The organism is Pseudomonas sp. P4_D7 (genome assembly GCF_056401755.1).
In genome coordinates, this window is sequence record NZ_JBFUIR010000016.1 from 18442 (window position 1) to 34759 (window position 16318).

Consider the following 16318-nt stretch of genomic DNA (forward strand, 5'->3'; position numbering starts at 1 on the left):
AGTTCGACTCGGTATCTCAGGTCGGTGTAACTCGAACAATCCATTCGGTCAGTCCCCTCTCCCCCTGGGAGAGGGTTAGGGTGAGGGGCTTTTGATCTTCGCCCCAATAAGCGGAAATCCGCTCATCGAACCAAATCCTTCGGCAATATCCCGCTCACCCAATCCCGCCACCCCCTCTAGCCCGGCCCTCACCCCGTTGGCACACCTCCTGCTATAGCCCTCGCAGGCTGCGTTTCGACGCGCTCCACAAAAACAATTAAACGAAGGATCCTTCAATGGATAACTCCAACGCCCTGCCACTTGGGTCGGCTGCTGCGCCGGCCAAAGAAAGAACCACCGCCAGCCGGATCAAATCGATCTTCAGCGGTTCCGTCGGCAACATGGTCGAGTGGTACGACTGGTACGTGTATGCCGCCTTCTCCCTGTATTTCGCAAAAACCTTCTTCCCCGCCGGTTCCACCACCGCCCAACTGATGAACACCGCCGCGATCTTCGCCGTCGGCTTTCTGATGCGTCCGATTGGTGGCTGGCTGATGGGCATGTACGCCGACAAGGTCGGCCGTAAAAAAGCCTTGATGGCCTCGGTCTACCTGATGTGCTTCGGCTCGCTGCTGATCGCCCTCAGCCCGAACTACGAAACCATCGGCATCGGCGCGCCGATCCTGCTGGTGTTCGCGCGCTTGCTGCAAGGCCTGTCGGTCGGCGGCGAATACGGCACCTCGGCGACCTATCTGTCGGAGATGGCGACCAAGGAACGTCGCGGCTTCTTCTCCAGCTTCCAGTACGTGACCCTGATCTCCGGCCAGCTCATCGCGCTGGGCGTCCTGATAGTGCTGCAGAACGTGCTGACCACTGAACAACTGTACGCGTGGGGCTGGCGTATTCCGTTCGCCATCGGCGCGCTGTGTGCGGTCGTGGCGCTGTACCTGCGTCGCGGCATGGAAGAAACCGAGTCGTTCACCAAGAAAGAGAAGTCCAAGGAAAGCGCCATGCGCACCTTGATGCGCCATCCCAAAGAACTGTTGACCGTAGTCGGCCTGACCATGGGCGGCACCCTGGCGTTCTACACCTACACCACCTACATGCAGAAATACCTGGTGAACACCGTCGGCATGAGCATCTCCGACTCGACCACCATTTCTGCCGCCACGCTGTTCCTGTTCATGTGCCTGCAACCGATCATCGGCGGCCTCTCGGACAAGATCGGTCGTCGTCCGATCCTGATCGCCTTCGGCGTGCTGGGGACGATCTTCACCGTGCCAATCCTGATGACCCTGCACACCATTCAAACCTGGTGGGGCGCGTTCTTCCTGATCATGGCAGCGCTGATCATCGTCAGCGGCTACACCTCGATCAACGCGGTGGTGAAAGCCGAACTGTTCCCGACCGAGATCCGCGCCCTGGGCGTTGGCCTGCCGTATGCACTGACCGTGTCGATCTTCGGCGGCACCGCTGAATACATCGCGCTGTGGTTCAAGAGCATCGGCATGGAAACCGGTTACTACTGGTATGTGACGGCGTGCATCGCGGTGTCGTTGCTGGTGTACATCACCATGAAGGACACCCAGAAGCATTCGCGCATTGTGACTGACTGACCGGTGTAGATTCAGTCACCATTGTGGTGATTGTTCTGGCCCCTTCGCGAGCAAGCTCGCTCCCACAGTGGTCGGTGGTGTTCACATATTCTGTGGGCACCCCATTACCCTGTGGGAGCGAGCTTGCTCGCGAATGAGCTCAACTCGGTATTAAGTCAACTCGGCAACCTGCGGCTTGCCATAACGTTTCTGCGCATACGAAGCGCCGACAATCATCACCAGCAGAATCCCCGCCAGCACCGCCGACGAACCGATGGTGCCAAAGTCCAGCCCGCCCTTCTCATGGGGCTTGGTCATCAAGTCACCCAACGTCGCGCCAAACGGCCGGGTCAGCACGAACGCCACCCAGAACAGCACCACCGTGGAAATCTTCGTGAAGTATTTCAGCAGCACGACCACGGCAATCGTCGAGCCGATCAGTAACGCACCACCGGCAAATCCCAGGCCCGAGTCGTCGGCCAGGTAATCGCCCAGCGCGGTGCCGAGGGTGTTGGAGAACAGAATCGCCATCCAGTAGAACATCTCGCCACGGAAGGTCTGCACCTTGCTGACGTTGAGCGAATCACCGCTCAGGCGCCAAGCGGCGAAGATCGCCAGCAGGATCGCGATAAGGATCATCGAGCCGGTGGCGTAACCGAGTCCGAGGGTGCGGTCCATGAAGTCCGACATGGTCGTGCCGGCGGTGCTGGTGGACAGGATCACGATCCAGTACAGCAGCGGCTTGTAGGTCTTGGCCATCAACTGCGTGATCAGCGTCAGCACAAACACGCTGATCAGGATCAGCGAGCTCATGGCGTAGCCGACGTTGAGGGTCATCGACAACAAATCGCCCGCGGTTTCCCCCAGGGTCGTCGCGCAGATTTTCATGACCCAGAAGGCCAAGGTGATTTGAGGCAGTTTATTCATCGCAGGCAACGCTCCAGTGTGTGACGGCCGGTTCTTGGTTTTCTGGCCACGGGCAGACTGGCGTTGCAACGGTGAAAAAGCGGTCGGCAAAGTATGAAAAATCTGTCATGCCGCACAAAACAGCGATTAATCGCTAATTAATGCTGCCCCCTCATTCTGCAATCACCTGATCGATGACCTGCGCGACGCTCGCTGCGACGACGAAAGCGAATTCAACGCGTCGCCCTTAACATCAAGTTAATCGATTGTTCTTAGCATTAATTTGCGCTTTTTAATCAATTTATTTGGCGTAGCATTAGACCCATGCAACACACATCGCCAACGAATCCGGAGTAACCGACATGAAAACCAAACTGATCCTCGCCCTGACCCTGTCCGTACTGGCCGCCAACACTTTCGCTGCCGATGGCTCGGACAAAACCAAATCCGCTGACTTCATCAACGGTGCCAGCGCCGCCATCGAAACCAGCCACACCGGCACTTACGCTGCTGATGGATTTGATAAAACCAACATCGGCAAAGCTGTTGCTGCCGATGGCTTCGATAAAACCAACCTGGGTAAAACGGTCGCTGCTGACGGCTTCGACAAAACCGGCACCGCCGCTGCCATCAGCTAAGTATCAGCAGTCCTCCCACAGCCCGGCCTTGGCCGGGCTTAGTCATTTTGGGGCATGCCCCTTTCATGAGTTCACACCGAACCCTGTGGGAGCGAGCTTGCTCGCGAAGGCGTTGTGTCAGGCGATATCAATGCAACTGACCCGACGCTTTCGCGAGCAAGCTCGCTCCCACAGGGGAATTTCATAGCCTGGAATTCCGGTGTCTGCTGGAAATATGCGTTGCGTGCTTGCACTATTGGCCACCTGACTCAGCACTCTCCAGGACCACCCGCCATGCCCGATGACATCCACTTCTACGAACCCGCCAACGGCCACGGTCTGCCCCACGATCCGTTCAACGCCATCGTCGGCCCACGCCCGATCGGCTGGATTTCTTCACAGGATGCCAACGGCCGCTTGAACCTGGCGCCGTACAGCTTCTTCAATGCCTTCAACTACATTCCGCCGATCATTGGTTTTTCCAGCGTCGGGCGCAAAGACAGCCTGAACAACATCGAGCAGACCGGCGAGTTCGTCTGGAACCTCGCCACCCGGCCGCTGGCCGAGCAGATGAACCAGAGCTGCGCGATGGTCGCGCCTGAGGTCAACGAGTTTGAATTGGCGGGTTTGACGACAGTGGCGTCAAAAGTGATTTCAGTACCACGGGTCGCAGAAAGTCCGGTGTCCTTCGAATGCAAGGTCACGCAGATCATTCAATTGCAGCGCGCTGATGGCGAGACGGTGCCGAGCTGGCTGATCCTCGGCGAAGTGGTCGCCGTGCATATCGCCAAGTGGCTGTTGAAGGATGGAATCTACGACACCGCCGCGGCAGAACCGATTCTGCGCGGCGGCGGGCCGGCGGATTATTTCCAGTTGGGGCCTGAGGCCCTGTTCAAGATGTGGCGTCCGGGCGCCAACAAGTAACGCGTTACCAGATCAACTCGGCGTCTTCAGTGACGCCATTGAGGTTATCCAGCTCCTTGATGGCCGCTTCATCAGCGGCAATGGCGCCGGGGAAGATCTGGTCATTCAACAGTTTGTGAAAGCGTGGTGCACCGCCATCGACCAGGGCCTTGACCGCGATTGCCGCGTGATAGCCCTTGTTGCCGCCCAACTCGACGGGGACGACTGCGGAAACTGCTTCGAAGTGTTCGAACTCTTTACGTGCCATGTCACATATCCCGGCTCAGACAAACAAGCCGGACATTAAACCCTCAACCGACGAGTTTGTGTACCGGCGCCGGGCATTGACCGAGGGCTTGCGCCGCCGACACGTCCTTGAACGTGTGGAAGTCGAGGCTGTTGACCACCAGTTCCTGCACCAGCTCGGCGAAGATTTCCATCGATGGGCTGTTGAAATAGTTGGTCATCATTTGCTGGCTGCTCCAGAAGCCGGAGACCAGCCACAACTCGGGATCACACTGCGAATGCTGCAAGGCAAAGCTCAGGCAACCGGGGGCGGCGCGGGACGGCTCGATCAACGCGCTCAGGCGTACACCGAGTTCCGCCGAACGCCCGGCGCGCGCTCGAACGAAGGCCATATGACTGACGGGAATCTGCTTGGACATGTTCAACCCTCCCAGGGAGTCGCGTGGCAGCCGGGGGACGGGCTGCGACAGGATCAAAGGTTAAGGGCCGCACGCCAGCCGCCGTTAGTCGATTCCTGTCGCTGCGTTGCACAATCCTGCGAGACTGCGCAGAAGACCTGTAACAACCTGTAAAACTGCGTCACACGGTTGTCATACGGCGTATCAAGCAACTTTGCCGCCCTACAACCTGCTATGGCTGAGCCCGCCCACAAACCCATGCAGGATCAGGCAAGCATTTCGCAGGATGTGTCTACCGCTGGTGCTTGCACAAACATATGCTCTGCTCCATTCCACCTCCCCTGCCGAGGATGCCGTGCATGACGTCATTCGATCGTTTTCAAGCCGAACCCACCGCTGACATGGAAAAACAGCGCGCGGAACTGGCGGCGATCATCCGCCGCAACACCACCGACGATGGCAGCTACGAGACCGCCATCGGCTCGCTGTTCATGTCGCGTCACACCCGATCCCACGACTTTGCCCCGGTGCTCGCGCAACCGGCGCTGTGCATCATGGCGCAGGGACGCAAAGAGGTGCGGCTGGCCGACGAGTTCTTCAATTACGATCCGCTGAATTACCTGGTGGTGTCGGTTTCGATGCCGTTGAGCGGGCGCGTGGTGAATGTCTCGCCAGAAGAACCGATCCTCGCCGTGCGCCTGGATATCGACCCGACCGAAATCACCGCGCTGATCGCCGACGCCGGTCCGATGGGCGTGCCGACCCGGCCGACCGGGCGGGGTTTGTATGTCGAGCAGATCGACAGTTCGATGCTCGATGCCGTGCTGCGACTGGCCCGCTTGCTCGATGCACCGAAAGACATCGCCATGCTCGCGCCGCTGATTCGCCGGGAGATTCTTTATCGCCTGTTGCGCAGCCCGCAGGGCCATCGTTTGTATGAAATCGCGATCGCCAATAGCCAGAGCCATCGCATCAGTCAGGCGATCAAATGGTTGAACGGCAACTTCGAACAGCCGCTGCGCATTGATGATTTGGCGAAAGAAGTGAACCTCAGCGTCTCGACCTTGCATCACCGTTTCAAGGCGATGACGGCGATGAGTCCCTTGCAGTATCAGAAGCAGTTGCGCCTGCAAGAGGCGCGGCGGTTGATGTTGGCGGAGGGGCTGGAAGCGTCGGCGGCGGGGTATCGCGTCGGGTATGAAAGTCCGTCGCAGTTCAGCCGTGAGTACAGCCGCTTGTTTGGTGCACCGCCGTTAAGGGATTTGGCGCGGTTGCGGCTTTCGGTGTGACCGTTAGAAGCCCCTCACCCTAGCCCTCTCCCCGAGGGAGAGGGGACTGAATGGGGGATATTGAAGAAGTACGCTGACCTGAAAGTACTTTGCCGAATCCATAATCGACTCGATATCTCAGGTCGATGGATAGCGCCAGACACCTCGGTCGGCCCCCTCTCCCTCCGGGAGAGGGCTGGGGTGAGGGGCGATTTGGAGTCAGCCCCCAATCTAAGCTCCCAACACCCGACAAGCCTCCACCGGCAACGTCACCGACACCGGATGCCCGATCGCCAATCCGATCCCCTGACACGGCGTACTCAACGCCGTAAACGTCACCCCGGAACACTCCACCGTGGTCTCGATGGTCGCGCCGATATCACGCACAAACGTCACCTTACCGAGCAAGCGATTCCCCGCCGTCGCCTGCGCTGCCGACAGTTGCAGGTCTTCCGGACGAATCAGCATCTTCACTTTCTGCCCCACGACAATGCTGCTACAGATCGGCACTTGCAGCGCGTCACCACCCGGCAGGCTGACCTTGCCATCGCCCAGCGCCGTGGCCGGGAAAATATTGCCCGAGCCGATGAAGTCCGCGACAAACTCATTGGCCGGATGCCGATAGATGTCAATCGGCGTACCGACCTGCTGCACCTTGTGTTCGCCCAGCACGACGACGATATCGGCCATGGTCATCGCTTCGCGCTGATCGTGGGTGACCATGATCGTGGTGATGTTCAGGCGCTGCTGCAGTTGGCGGATTTCCACCTGCATCGATTCGCGCAGCTTGGCGTCGAGCGCCGACAGCGGCTCATCGAGCAGGAGGATTTTCGGGTGCGAGGCAATCGCCCGGGCAATCGCCACGCGCTGCCGCTGGCCGCCGGAAAGTTTCGCCACCGGGCGATCGATCATCGCCTGCAACTGGATCAGCTCCAGCAACTCGACCACGCGCTTGTGCTGATCAGCCTTGCTGACGCCGCGCAGTTTCAACGGGTAGGCGATGTTCTCGCCGACGGTCATGTGCGGGAACAGCGCCAGCGACTGGAACACCATGCCGAAGTTGCGCAGGTGCGCCGGGGTCTGGCCGATATCTTCGCCGTCCAGGCGTATCTCGCCGCCAGTGAGGGTTTCCAGCCCGGCGATCATCCGCAGCAAGGTGGTTTTGCCGCAGCCGGAAGGGCCGAGGAAACACACCAGTTTGCCTTCCGGCAAATGCAGGTTGACGTCTTGTACCGCGCACGCCGAGCCGTAGAATTTCTCGACGTTTTCCAGAATCAGACCAGTCATGTTGCACCTCAAATCAAAAGGAAACGCCGCCCTCGCCCACCAGCTTCTCCAGCGCCCAGATCAGGACGAAGTCGATCAGCACGATCAGCACGGCAAACGAGAACACGGTAGGGTCGAGCGATGACACGGTGCGGCTGTACATCCAGATCGGCACGGTCATGACGTCGATGGTGTAGAGGAAATAGGTCACGGTGAATTCGTTGAACGAGACGATGAACGCCAGCAGCATGCCCGCCAGAATCCCCGACTTCATCAACGGCACCACCACATCGACAATCGCGCGCAGCGGTGAAGCGCCAAGCATTCGCGCCGCTTCCTCGACTTCGCTGCCGATGGAAAGCATCGCTGCGGTGCAGTTCTTCACCACAAACGGCAGCGCCAGAATCACGTGGGCAATCACCAGCCGCGAGGTGGTCATGTGGAACGGCAGGCTGTCGAACACCAGCAGCAAGGCCAGGCCCAACACCACCATCGGGAACACCAGCGGCAGCGACATCAGTTGCAGCGCCACGGTCTTGCCACGGAATTCGCAGCGGGTCAGCGCATACGCGGCGGGTACGGCAATCAGCGTGGCGAAAACCATCGTCAGGCACGACACCAACAGGCTGGTGGCCATGGCCTGACCGAGACTGAGCACGTCGCTGGCGTCCGGCGAAACAAAGGTGTGCCAGGCCGCTTTGTACCATTGCAGGCTGTAGCTGCTCGGTGGGAAGTCGAGGTTCGACGCACCGCTGAACGACATGACGATCATGGTCAGGATCGGCAACACCGCCAGCAGCAGAATGAAGCCGGAGAGGATGCCGGCGAATTTGCCGGTTTCGCCGGGCAGCAGCGCCATGCGCTTCTTGGTCAGGGCACTCATTGCGAAGCCTCCAGCAGACGCCGACGACGGCCAGTGATGTATTCAGAGAGAGTCATGATCGCCAGCGTGGTGACGATCAGCACCACCCCGGCTGCCGACGCGGCAGGCCAGTTCATCAGCGGCGCGATCTGGTCATGCACCATCACCGCCAGCATCGGCACGCGACGGCCTCCGAGCAGCAACGGCACCACGAAGCTGCTGGCGTTGTAGGCGAACACCAACGTTGCACCGGTGATGATCCCCGGCAAACTCATCGGCAGAACCACTTGGCGGAACACTTGAAAACGGCTGGCACCGAGGGTCGCAGCCGCTTCCTCATAGGTGCGGGCGACGCCGCGCATGGCGCTGGCAATCGGCAACACCGCGAGTGGAAACGCTGTTTGCACCAGGCCCATCAGGACGCCGTTCTGGTTGTACAGCAACATGATCGGGCGCTTGATCAGGCCGAGGCCCATCAGCGCCTGATTGAGCATGCCGCCGGGACCGAGAATCACCAGCCAGCCGTAGCTTTGCAGCAGCAGATTGACCAGCAACGGCAGCAGCACCGCTGCGAGGAAAATCCGCCGCAGAAACGGCGAGGTCAGCCGCGACATGGTGTACGCCACCGGGATCGCCAGCACCACGGCAATCACCGCGCTGATCAGTGCCAGACGCAAGGTCAGCAGCAAGGATTTCAAGTAATAGGGTTCGAGCAACTGGGCATAACTGGCCAGGCTGAAACCGCTCCACTCCGCGCCTTTGGTGCCGACGCTCATGCGCAGCACCAGCAGGCTGGCGGCGATCAGCACGCCGAGAAACAGCATCGACGGCGTGAGGAAAAACCACGCCCGCGCGGTGGGCGAAACACCGCGCACCGGGCGCACGGCAGCAGCGCCGACCGCTTGGGTCAGGGATTGATGTTCCATAGCAATAATCTCGTCAATGGAAAAACAACTGACGAACACAACTCTCCAAACCACCCCCGCCCCCTTGTAGGAGTGAGCCTGCTCGCGATAGCGGTGTGTCAGCCACCTAATAGGTTGACTGGTATGACGCTATCGCGAGCAGGCTCACTCCTACAGGGGATTTGTGGTGTTCTGAAGGTTTGTGTTCGGCTCAGGAAGAAAAAATTTCCGTATAGCGACGAATCCATTGGTCATGCACGGTGGCCAGGAAGGCGTTGTCGTGCATGATCGCCTTCTCGGCAATCTGCTCCGGCGTGAGGATGAACGGGCTCTTGCGCGCTTCGGCGGAGATGATCGCCTTGGCGTTGACCGGGCCGTTGAAGATGTCCTCGGCCATCTTGCCCTGCACCAGCGGGTCGAGGGAGTGGTCGATGAAGGCGTAGGCCAGGTCGGTGTCGCCCGGCCGATTCTTCGGCATCACCGAGAGCATCAGGTCGGTGTAGAACCCTTCCTTCATGCCGAACGTAGCGCCGAGGCCGTAGTTCGGATCGCGAATCTGTTTGGGGAAAAATGCCGGGGCATAGAGGCCGCCCATGTCCAGCGAACCGGTGCGGAACAGCTCGGCAATCTGGTTCGGGTTTTCGCCCAACGTCACCACGCGATCCTTGAGTTCGGCGAGCTTCTTGAAGCCCGGCTCAATGTTGTGTTCGTCACCGCCGGCCAGTTTCGCGGCGATGATGATCAGGTCCATCGCCTCGGTCCAGTTCGGCGGTGGCAGAAAAATATTCGGCGCCAGATCGGCATCCCACAACGCGGCATAACTGCTCGGCGCCTCTTTCTGGGTGCGAGTGCTGTAGACCAGACTGTTGCACCACAACAGGTAACCGATGCCGTGCCCGTTGGCGCCGGTACGGTATTTTTCCGGGACGTCGACCAGGTTGGGAATGCGGTTGAGGTCGGGTTTTTCCAGCAGCCCGGCGGCCGCCAGACCTTCGGCGCCGACGCCTGCCAACGTGATGATGTCGTACTGCGGACGATCACCGCCGGCCTTGAGTTTGGCTACCATTTCCGAAGTGCTGCCGGTGCGGTCGGCGATGACCTTGGCGCCAGTCTTGGCTTCGAACGTGGCGGCGATGTTGCGCAGTGCCGCGAGGCCGGTGTCATCCGACCAGGTCAGCAAACGCAGGGTCTTGCCGGCGAAGCGGGTGTCGCTGGCGCTCGCCCGGATGAAGGGCATGCTCAGGGCAGCCGCCGCCACCGAGGCGACGCCGACGGTTTTAATGAATTGACGCCTGTTCAGATCGTGCTCGCCCATGACGGACTCCCTTTGTTCTTTTAAGTATGAGGTTGGTCGCAACCGTTGCATCCGCGCGGCCGGGTCCGCTGAAAGCCTTGTTTTCAAAGGCCTGCAGCGCTGCCGACGGGTTCATCCTGAGGTCGTGCAAAACACCTGACTATCGATAAAAACTCATTGAAGCCATGACGCCGACGCATGCCTCGTTGCGAGGCATGCGCTGACCTTTTTCGGGCGTTCAGAGCGCCCGGATCACGTGTTTGATTTCCTGAAACGCGGCCAGGCCCCACGGCCCCAATTCGCGGCCGATGCTGCTCTGCTTGTAACCGCCCCACGCCGCCTGCGGGAAGATCACTTGCGGCGCGTTGAGCCACACCAGCCCTGCCTGCAGGGCGTTGGCGACCCGCTCGGCGGTCTCGGCGTTACGCGTCACCACACTGGCGACCAGGCCGAATTGGCTGTCGTTGGCCAGGGCAATTGCCTCGGCTTCGCTGCTGAAACGGCGCACACACAGCACCGGGCCGAAAATCTCTTCGCACCACAGCGCACTGTCGAGGGGCACGTCGGTGAACACCGTCGGCTGCAAAAAATAACCGCGTGGCAGATCTGCCGGACGATTACCGCCGCACACCAGCTTCGCGCCAGCGCTCAGCCCCCGGTCGATGTGACCAAGCACGCGCTGGTATTGCGCCTGATTGACCAGTGCGCCCATCTCCACGTCCGGGTCGAACGGATCCGCCACGCGAATCGCTTGCGCACGCTTGTGCAAACGTTCAAGGAATTCATCCGCCAATTCATCGGCAACCAACACACGGCTGGTGGCCGAGCACATCTGCCCGGCATTGAAGAAACCGCCACCGCAAGCCAGCTCGACCGCTAATTGCAGATCAGCATCTTCGAGCACCAGCAGCGAAGATTTGCCGCCCAGTTCCAGGCTCACGCCCTTCACCGTTTCGGCGGCACGCTGCATCACCTGGACACCGACGGCGTTACTACCGGTGAAGGAAATCTTGGCGATGCGCGGATCCGCCGACAGTGGTGCACCGACCGCCAGGCCAGTGCCGCAAACAACGTTGAACACGCCTTTGGGCAGGCCGGCTTCGGCGATGATCGCCGCCAGTTCCAGCTCCGGCAGCGGCGTGACTTCCGACGGTTTCAGCACCACGCAGCACCCGGCGGCGAGGGCCGGCGCGAGTTTCCACGCGGTGGTGACCATGGGGAAATTCCACGGCACGATCAGCCCGACCACGCCGCACGGCTCGCGGCGCAAGCGTGCGCTGAAATCATCGCTGGGCAGCGGCACGTTGCTGTCCTGTCTGGCGTCGAGGCCTTCAGCGAGTTCGGCGTAGTACTCGAAGGTGGCGATCACATCGTCGACGTCGATGGCCGCTTCGAACTGCGGTTTGCCGTTGTTGCTCGATTGCAGTTTCATCAAGTGATCGCGACCGTTGCGCACGCCATTGGCGATGTTGCGCAGAATCGCGCCGCGCTCGGCACCGCTGGTTTGCGACCAGTCCTTGAATGCTTCAGTCGCAGCGCTCACGGCCTGGCTCACCGCGTGCTCGTCACCACCATTGACAGTGGTCAGCAACGCCTCAGTGGCCGGGTTGATCACGCGCAGATGTTCGCGGCCGGCCGACCATTGGCCGTTGATGTAGAGGCCGTCGAGTGTGGTTGGAAAATTGATCACTTGGCCACCGCCTGCATCCACTGGTTCTGGTCGATTTCGATTACGCTCGGGCCTTGGCGATCGGTCGCGGCACGCAGTGCACTGCGCAGTTGTTCCACTGAGTTGATCGCTTCGGCGGCGCAGCCGAGGGCCTTGGCCACGCCAATGAAGTCCGGGGTGTAGATGTCGACGCCGACCGGTTCGATGGCGCGGTTGACCATGTATTTCTTGATCTCTTCGTAGCCCTGGTTATTCCACAGCAGGACGATCACCGGGGTGCGCGCTTCGACGGCGCTGGCCAGTTCCGGCAGGGTGAACTGCAGACCACCGTCGCCGATCAGGCACACCACCGGTGGCCGTGCACCTTTATCGGGTTGTCCACCGAGCCATGCGCCAATCGCTGCCGGCAACGCATAGCCGAGGGTGCCGTAGCCGGTCGACGAGTTGAACCAGCGACGCGGACGCTCCGGGTTGAAGGTCAGGTTGCCGGTGTACACCGGTTGCGTGGAGTCGCCGACGAACACCGCGTCGGGCAATTCGTGCAGCACGGTTTCGAGGAAACGGGTTTGCGCCAGCGTCGCTGCATCCCAGGTCGCGGCCAGATCATCACGCAGACGCGCCGCGCGTACCTGGCCCCAATCGTTGCGGCGCTCGGCCAGCGTTTTGTGCGACAAGGCGCTGAGCAATGCCTGCGCGGCATTGCGCGAATCGGCAACCAGGGCGACGTGTGGCGGATAGTTACGCACGGTCTGATCGGCGTCGATGTCGATGCGCAGCAGCTTGCCGGGAATCTCGAAACCACCGGCGAAGGTCACGTCGTAATCGGTTTCGGCCAGTTCGGTGCCGATCGCCAGCACCACATCGGCATCGGCGACCAATTCGCGGGTGGCGACCAGGCTTTGTGTAGAGCCGATCAGCAGCGGATGCGTCGACGGCAACAGACCTTTGGCGTTGATGGTCAGCGCTACAGGTGCGTCGAGCAGTTCAGCCAGTTCGGTAATCTCTGCTGCGGCATCGATCGCACCGCCACCGGCGAGAATCAACGGACGTTGGGCACCGGCCAGCAACGCGCTCATACGACTCACGGCAGCGGGCGCGGCACCGGCGCGGTCGATGTTGACCGGGACACTGGCGAGCAACTCATCGGCCTCTTCCACCAACACGTCCAGCGGAATTTCGATGTGCACCGGACGCGGACGCCCGGCCTGGAACAAGGCGAATGCGCGAGCGAGCACGCCGGGCAATTCCGACGCCGACATCAGGGTGTGAGAGAACGCTGCGACGCCAGCGACCAGTGCGCTCTGGTTCGGCAACTCGTGCAGCTTGCCGCGCCCGCCGCCCAACTGGTTGCGGCTCTGTACGCTGGAGATCACCAGCATCGGGATCGAGTCGGCGTAAGCCTGGCCCATGGCGGTGGAGATGTTGGTCATGCCCGGGCCGGTAATGATGAAGCACACACCCGGTTTGCCGCTGGTGCGCGCATAACCGTCGGCCATGAAACCGGCGCCCTGTTCATGCCGTGGGGTGACGTGGTTGATGCTCGAACGGGCCAGCCCGCGATACAGCTCAACGGTGTGCACGCCGGGAATGCCGAACACCTGCTCGACCCCATAACCTTCGAGTAACTTGACCAGTACTTCGCCACACGTCGCCATGTCATTGCCCTTCTTGTTCGTTTGAGACACAAGGCCCATGCAGGCCTTCAATGGGCTCATTGAACGGTCGGCAGGTAGCGGCAACAATCGATTAAAAGTCATACTAGCCATGTCCTTACGTCATACCTTGGATCCCCATGAAACGACTGCCTCCCCTGCCCGCCCTGCACACGTTTCTGATCACCGCGCAGTGCTGCAACTTCACCCGGGCCGCCGAGCAATTGCACATCACACAAGGCGCGGTGAGCCGGCAGATCGCCGGGCTGGAAGATCATCTGGGGTATGAACTGTTCATCCGTCTGGCCCGTGGCCTGGAGTTGACGGCCGAAGGCCGGGAGTGGTTGCCACGGGTGGAGAAGGTCTTCGGTCTGATCACTGAGGCCACCGAGCAGATCGGTCTCAAGCGCGAAACCCTGCAACTCAAGGCGCCCAGTTGTGTGATGCGCTGGCTGGTGCCGCGCCTGCTGCAATGGCAAAAGGAACGCCCGGATGTGCCGGTCAAACTGACCACGACGTTGGCCCATGGCGTGGATTTTCAGCGCGAGCAGTTCGACGCGGCGGTGATCTATGGAGCGCCGCCGGACAACTCCTCGACCGCGCTGCATCTGTTCGATGAACAACTGACCCCGGTTTGCTCACCGGCACTTTTGAAAGGCCCACCGGAACTGTCCGACCCGGCCGATCTGCAACAGCATCTGTTGTTGCATCCGACCCGCGACACTCAGGACTGGAAGGTCTGGCTGACGGCGGCCGAACTGCAGTTGAATAACGTCAACATGGGCCAGCATTTCGAAACGCTGGATCAGGCGATGTCGATGGCGTCGCATGGGACGGGGGTGGCGATTGGCGACTGGTCGTTGATCGGCGACGACTTGCGTGCCGGACGGCTGGTGATGCCGTTTGAGTTGAAGGTGAAAACAGGGCTGGCGTATTACGTGGTGGTGCCTGCGGGAACCGAGCCTTCGCCGCAGCTGGAAGAATTGATGATCTGGCTGGTTGAGCAGGCGCATTTGCGGTGAGGCTATTTCCCCTCACCCTAACCCTCTCCCAGAGGGAGAGGGGACTGATTGGGGGATATTGAAGAGGTTCAGCGACCTGAACAATTGGCTTTGAATCCATAATCGACTGGATTTTTTCAGGTCGATGTACAGCGCCAGACACCTCGGTCGGCTCCCTCTCCCTCGGGAGAGGGCTGGGGTGAGGGGCAAGGATTCACTCAGTACCCGACAGTAAACCGCTGACGCGAATGCTTCGGCGTTTCCACTTCGTCGATCAGCGCAATCGCGTAATCGGCAAAGGTGATCCAGCTACGCCCTTCAGCGCTCACCAGCAAGTGATCCTGGCCGACACGGAAACTACCCGTACGCTCACCTTCGACAAACTCCGCCGAAGGCGACAGAAAGGTCCAGTCCAGCTCCTGCTCCTGACGCAACGCCTCAAGAAACGCCGCACCCGCACTGGCTTCAGTTTTGTACTCGGCCGGAAACCCCGCACTGTCGATCACTCGCGTGTCGTCCGGCAGCAACAACGAACCGGCACCGCCCACTACCAGCAAACGCTGAACGCCTGCCTGCTTCACCGGCCCGACAATCGCCGCCGCAGGCACGGTGGCAAAATGCGCGGCGGTGATCACCACATCATGACCGGCCACGGCGTCCTGCAACGCGGCCGAATCCAGCACATCGACTTTCTTGCTGACCACACCGCTACGGGCGCCGATCTTCGAGGTATCGCGGGCGATAGCGGTGACGCTATGGCCGCGACGCAGGGCTTCTTCCAGCAGTTGGCTACCGGCTCGGCCGGTGGCACCAATGATTGCGATCTTGCTCATGACATTCTCCAGTTGGCTTGAGAGTGCTGCGTTTTCAGAATCGGCTTACCACTGCATTTCGCCCTTGGCGACTTTCGCGCTCAACTCCAGCGAACTTTCTTCGCCGAGTGTCGGGTAGCGCTTTTTCATCGCGGCGATCAGTGCGGCGGAATCTTTGGCCTTGGCGGTTTCCGCGTCGAAAGCCTTAATGTAGTCGGCGGTGAATTTCACGCTGGCCAGCGAGCGGCGGCTGTCACCCAGGTAGTGACCCGGCACCACGGTGTTCGGTTTGAGGGTTTCGATCGAGTGCAACGTTTCCAGCCAGTCGGCGTGGGATTGCGCGCTCTGGGTATCGGCCATCCATACGTGGATGTTTTCGGCGACAACCACACCACCGACCACGGCTTTGAGCGACGGGATCCACACAAAACTGCGATCCGGTTGTTTGCCGTCGAGGCCGATGACCTGCAATTTCTGCCCTTCGAGCATCAGGCTGTCACCCTTGAGCACGCCCGGCACGATGGTTTTCGCCGGCACGTCGGCGCCCATTTTCGGGCCCCAGAAGGCCAGTTTGCCGGCGACGGTTTTGTTGATGTGATCAACCGTCGGCTGCGAGGCCAATACCTTGGCCTCCGGGAATGCCTTGGTCAGGGTATCAAGGCCGAAGTAATAATCCGGGTCGCCATGGCTGATGTAGATAGTGGTGAGGTGCTTGCCGCTGGCGCGGATCTTTTCCACGACTTGCTCGGCCTGGGATTTGCCGAATTGCGCATCAACGAGGATCGCGTCTTTTTCACCGCTGACCAGCACCGAGGTCACCGGAAAAATCGCGTTTGTCCCTGGGTTGTAGACATCCAGGGTCAGATTGGCAGCCGCTGCATGCGCGGCGAAACCCAGGGAAGCAGTGGCGAGCAGAACGCGTTTGAGTGTGGTGAAGCCGATCAT

General features: G+C 60.4%; 16 protein-coding genes. 5 read left to right on the top strand and 11 right to left on the bottom strand.

Features of this window, described 5'->3' with window-relative positions; translation table 11 throughout:
• Window positions 1-275 precede the first annotated feature (275 nt).
• Window positions 276-1595, top strand: coding sequence for an MFS transporter (locus AC1DVF_RS12635; protein WP_093430526.1), 1320 nt, complete (start codon window positions 276-278; stop codon window positions 1593-1595).
• Window positions 1596-1745: 150 nt separating this feature from the next.
• On the opposite strand, the gene AC1DVF_RS12640 is transcribed toward AC1DVF_RS12635, so the two are convergent.
• Complete coding sequence (locus AC1DVF_RS12640; RefSeq protein ID WP_093430527.1) at window positions 1746-2501, bottom strand: COG4705 family protein; 756 nt, start codon at window positions 2499-2501, stop codon at window positions 1746-1748.
• 341 nt (window positions 2502-2842) lie between these two features.
• Here AC1DVF_RS12640 and AC1DVF_RS12645 point away from each other — a divergent pair, with 341 nt between their 5' ends.
• On the top strand, window positions 2843-3118 hold the full coding sequence (locus AC1DVF_RS12645; RefSeq protein WP_064119044.1) for a hypothetical protein: 276 nt from the start codon (window positions 2843-2845) through the stop codon (window positions 3116-3118).
• A 273-nt stretch (window positions 3119-3391) separates the two neighbouring features.
• On the top strand, window positions 3392-4021 hold the full coding sequence (locus AC1DVF_RS12650) for a flavin reductase family protein (protein WP_007912610.1): 630 nt from the start codon (window positions 3392-3394) through the stop codon (window positions 4019-4021).
• A gap of 4 nt (window positions 4022-4025) precedes the next feature.
• On the opposite strand, the gene AC1DVF_RS12655 is transcribed toward AC1DVF_RS12650, so the two are convergent.
• Both AC1DVF_RS12655 and AC1DVF_RS12660 read right to left on the bottom strand, forming a co-directional pair.
• Entirely contained in the window at window positions 4026-4268 is a 243-nt protein-coding gene (locus AC1DVF_RS12655; protein WP_116255098.1) for a hypothetical protein, read from the bottom strand.
• A 43-nt stretch (window positions 4269-4311) separates the two neighbouring features.
• Window positions 4312-4665, bottom strand: a complete 354-nt coding sequence (locus tag AC1DVF_RS12660) for a putative quinol monooxygenase (protein WP_093430529.1) — start codon at window positions 4663-4665, stop codon at window positions 4312-4314.
• A gap of 338 nt (window positions 4666-5003) precedes the next feature.
• Here AC1DVF_RS12660 and AC1DVF_RS12665 point away from each other — a divergent pair, with 338 nt between their 5' ends.
• A complete protein-coding gene (locus tag AC1DVF_RS12665) occupies window positions 5004-5933 on the top strand; it encodes an AraC family transcriptional regulator (protein ID WP_093430530.1) in 930 nt (309 codons plus the stop codon).
• Between the two features lie 210 nt (window positions 5934-6143).
• Here AC1DVF_RS12665 and AC1DVF_RS12670 read toward each other — a convergent pair whose 3' ends face one another.
• The 6 genes from AC1DVF_RS12670 to AC1DVF_RS12695 all read right to left on the bottom strand — a co-directional run bounded on the left by AC1DVF_RS12670 (window position 6144) and on the right by AC1DVF_RS12695 (window position 13563).
• Entirely contained in the window at window positions 6144-7199 is a 1056-nt protein-coding gene (locus AC1DVF_RS12670) for an ABC transporter ATP-binding protein (protein WP_477782534.1), read from the bottom strand.
• A 13-nt stretch (window positions 7200-7212) separates the two neighbouring features.
• Window positions 7213-8061 (bottom strand): ABC transporter permease, encoded by an 849-nt coding sequence (locus tag AC1DVF_RS12675; protein ID WP_460092076.1) that lies wholly within the window; start codon window positions 8059-8061, stop codon window positions 7213-7215.
• A complete protein-coding gene (locus AC1DVF_RS12680; protein ID WP_116255099.1) occupies window positions 8058-8966 on the bottom strand; it encodes an ABC transporter permease in 909 nt (302 codons plus the stop codon). Before AC1DVF_RS12680 ends, AC1DVF_RS12675 begins: the two co-directional genes overlap by 4 nt.
• 190 nt (window positions 8967-9156) lie before the next feature.
• Window positions 9157-10260, bottom strand: coding sequence for an ABC transporter substrate-binding protein (locus AC1DVF_RS12685; RefSeq protein WP_093430534.1), 1104 nt, complete (start codon window positions 10258-10260; stop codon window positions 9157-9159).
• Window positions 10261-10477: 217 nt separating this feature from the next.
• Window positions 10478-11926: an aldehyde dehydrogenase family protein gene (locus tag AC1DVF_RS12690; protein ID WP_477782564.1), complete on the bottom strand. Its 1449-nt coding sequence runs from the start codon at window positions 11924-11926 to the stop codon at window positions 10478-10480.
• Window positions 11926-13563 carry a 5-guanidino-2-oxopentanoate decarboxylase gene (locus AC1DVF_RS12695; protein ID WP_477782565.1) on the bottom strand — a complete coding sequence of 546 codons (1638 nt, stop codon included), beginning with the start codon at window positions 13561-13563 and terminating at the stop codon, window positions 11926-11928. Before AC1DVF_RS12695 ends, AC1DVF_RS12690 begins: the two co-directional genes overlap by 1 nt.
• Window positions 13564-13700: 137 nt before the next feature.
• On the opposite strand from AC1DVF_RS12695, the gene AC1DVF_RS12700 reads away from it, so the two are divergent.
• Window positions 13701-14582 carry a LysR substrate-binding domain-containing protein gene (locus AC1DVF_RS12700; protein WP_477782535.1) on the top strand — a complete coding sequence of 294 codons (882 nt, stop codon included), beginning with the start codon at window positions 13701-13703 and terminating at the stop codon, window positions 14580-14582.
• A 197-nt stretch (window positions 14583-14779) separates the two neighbouring features.
• Here the strand turns inward: AC1DVF_RS12700 and AC1DVF_RS12705 are convergent, their stop codons facing one another.
• Both AC1DVF_RS12705 and AC1DVF_RS12710 read right to left on the bottom strand, forming a co-directional pair.
• Window positions 14780-15394, bottom strand: coding sequence for an NAD(P)-dependent oxidoreductase (locus AC1DVF_RS12705; RefSeq protein WP_093430538.1), 615 nt, complete (start codon window positions 15392-15394; stop codon window positions 14780-14782).
• A gap of 45 nt (window positions 15395-15439) precedes the next feature.
• Window positions 15440-16318, bottom strand: a complete 879-nt coding sequence (locus tag AC1DVF_RS12710; protein WP_220556922.1) for an MBL fold metallo-hydrolase — start codon at window positions 16316-16318, stop codon at window positions 15440-15442.

Bases quoted from the DNA above. Each gene is read 5' to 3' on its own strand.
- AC1DVF_RS12635 (WP_093430526.1), top strand. From the start codon at position 276: ATGGATAACTCCAACGCCCTGCCACTTGGGTCGGCTGCTGCGCCGGCC.
- AC1DVF_RS12640 (WP_093430527.1), bottom strand. From the start codon at position 2,501: ATGAATAAACTGCCTCAAATCACCTTGGCCTTCTGGGTCATGAAAATC.
- AC1DVF_RS12645 (WP_064119044.1), top strand. From the start codon at position 2,843: ATGAAAACCAAACTGATCCTCGCCCTGACCCTGTCCGTACTGGCCGCC.
- AC1DVF_RS12650 (WP_007912610.1), top strand. From the start codon at position 3,392: ATGCCCGATGACATCCACTTCTACGAACCCGCCAACGGCCACGGTCTG.
- AC1DVF_RS12655 (WP_116255098.1), bottom strand. From the start codon at position 4,268: ATGGCACGTAAAGAGTTCGAACACTTCGAAGCAGTTTCCGCAGTCGTC.
- AC1DVF_RS12660 (WP_093430529.1), bottom strand. From the start codon at position 4,665: ATGTCCAAGCAGATTCCCGTCAGTCATATGGCCTTCGTTCGAGCGCGC.
- AC1DVF_RS12665 (WP_093430530.1), top strand. From the start codon at position 5,004: ATGACGTCATTCGATCGTTTTCAAGCCGAACCCACCGCTGACATGGAA.
- AC1DVF_RS12670 (WP_477782534.1), bottom strand. From the start codon at position 7,199: ATGACTGGTCTGATTCTGGAAAACGTCGAGAAATTCTACGGCTCGGCG.
- AC1DVF_RS12675 (WP_460092076.1), bottom strand. From the start codon at position 8,061: ATGAGTGCCCTGACCAAGAAGCGCATGGCGCTGCTGCCCGGCGAAACC.
- AC1DVF_RS12680 (WP_116255099.1), bottom strand. From the start codon at position 8,966: ATGGAACATCAATCCCTGACCCAAGCGGTCGGCGCTGCTGCCGTGCGC.
- AC1DVF_RS12685 (WP_093430534.1), bottom strand. From the start codon at position 10,260: ATGGGCGAGCACGATCTGAACAGGCGTCAATTCATTAAAACCGTCGGC.
- AC1DVF_RS12695 (WP_477782565.1), bottom strand. From the start codon at position 13,563: ATGGCGACGTGTGGCGAAGTACTGGTCAAGTTACTCGAAGGTTATGGG.
- AC1DVF_RS12700 (WP_477782535.1), top strand. From the start codon at position 13,701: ATGAAACGACTGCCTCCCCTGCCCGCCCTGCACACGTTTCTGATCACC.
- AC1DVF_RS12705 (WP_093430538.1), bottom strand. From the start codon at position 15,394: ATGAGCAAGATCGCAATCATTGGTGCCACCGGCCGAGCCGGTAGCCAA.
- AC1DVF_RS12710 (WP_220556922.1), bottom strand. From the start codon at position 16,318: ATGATCGGCTTCACCACACTCAAACGCGTTCTGCTCGCCACTGCTTCC.